Origin of the sequence: Albidovulum sp. (genome assembly GCF_049646345.1) — a bacterium.
In the GTDB taxonomy this organism is placed as follows: domain Bacteria; phylum Pseudomonadota; class Alphaproteobacteria; order Rhodobacterales; family Rhodobacteraceae; genus Albidovulum.
On the sequence record NZ_JBARVQ010000312.1, the window covers coordinates 1 to 1,528 of the forward strand.

A 1,528-nucleotide genomic window follows, 5' to 3' on the forward strand; every position below is an offset into this window, starting at 1 on the left:
GTGCCGGGTCGTCAGCCGGACGGGACCGCGCGCCAAGACGGATCAGGTCCTCGCGCCCCATCTGGCGGGCGAGCGTGCCGATCATGTCGCGCACCGCAACCGCTGACCCTGATCCGATATTGATCGCACCTTCTACCGGGCTTTTCAAAAGTGCCGCCAATGCCGCGCCCAGGTCCTCGGTATGCAGGAAGTCGCGCCTTTGCAGACCGTCGGTGCAATCCACAGCCTTGCCTGCCTGCAATCCCTTGATGATATCACCGAACAGCCGACCCTCAGCCTCGCCCGGTCCGTAGCAGAAGAAAGGCCGCGCCCAGGCGAGCGAGAGGCCAAGCGCCCTGGCCCCGGCAATGACCGCAAGACCAGTCGCGGCCTTGGCCGCGCCATAGACCGAGGCAGGGCGCAGAGGCGTCGCCTCATCCATCCGGCCACCGCCTGTCCAGTCATATTCCGCGCAGCTTCCGACCATGACCACCCGCTTGCCGCCTTCCGCCGCGAAGGCGGTCAAAAGCCGCAGGCTGGCACAGACCCAGTCAAGGTTTTCGGCCGCCCCCATCCGGTTCGGCCCGTCATACCATGCAAGATGGATCAGAGCCTCTGCACGCGCCGCCGTGGCCACCGCTTCGGGATCATCCACCAGATGGCCACGCAGCCCCGCCCCCCGGCGCGAGACCGGCAGGACGTCATAGCCAAGACGCGTCAGGGGGGGCGCGACCTGGCGGCCGATCAACCCGGTCGCCCCGGTCAGAAGCACGCGTTTTCGTTTCATGCCGATACTTTGATCGCAGGTACGGCCGTTAAGAAACGGGTTCCACCTGCGCGCAGATCCTTCAGTTGCTCCATGATTTCGGTCTTGAGGTTCCAGGGCAGGATCAGGACGAAATCAGGCGGGGTTTCATCAAGCTTGGTCACATCGAAGACCGGGATGCGGCTGCCGGGCAAAAGTGTGTTCTGCTTGGCCGGGTTCTTGTCGACGCAGTATGCGATCAGGTCCGGTCCGATCTGTGCGTAATTCAGCAGCGTATTGCCCTTCGCCGCCGCGCCATAGGCGGCCACGGTCTGGCCGCGAGCCCTGGCGTCTTTGAGGAAATTCAAAAGCCCGTCGCGCACCGCTTCGCAGCGGGAGGAAAAGCCCTGATAACCCTCGGCCCGGTCGAACTTCGCCGCCGCCTCATCGGCGCGGACCTTGGCCACGCCCGGCGCTTCATCATGTGATGCATCGTTCCGGCAGGCGAAGACCCGCAAACTGCCGCCATGGGTGCCCAATTCCTCGACATCGAAGACGCGCAGCCCGTGTTCGGCAAAGATCCGTTCGACGGCCAGCAGCGACAGATAAGAATAGTGTTCGTGATAGATCGTGTCGAACTGCACGTCCTCTATCAGACGCAACAGATGCGGGAATTCGACCGTATAGACCGCGTCGCCCGTCAGCAGCGTCGCAAGCCCCGCTACGAAGTCGTTGATATCGGGGACATGGGCCAGAACATTGGCCGAGCAGATCAGATCGGGCCGCCGGCCTTCGTCATAAAGC

General features: G+C 63.5%; 2 protein-coding genes. Both read right to left on the minus strand.

Annotated features, from left to right (window positions below):
* A partial coding sequence (locus tag WBB85_RS07945; RefSeq protein WP_432638084.1) for an NAD-dependent epimerase/dehydratase family protein occupies window positions 1-766 on the minus strand: 766 nt, incomplete at its 3' end.
* The coding region (locus tag WBB85_RS07950) for a class I SAM-dependent methyltransferase (RefSeq protein ID WP_432638085.1) at window positions 763-1,528 on the minus strand (766 nt) is incomplete at its 5' end. The genes WBB85_RS07945 and WBB85_RS07950, both read right to left, overlap by 4 nt.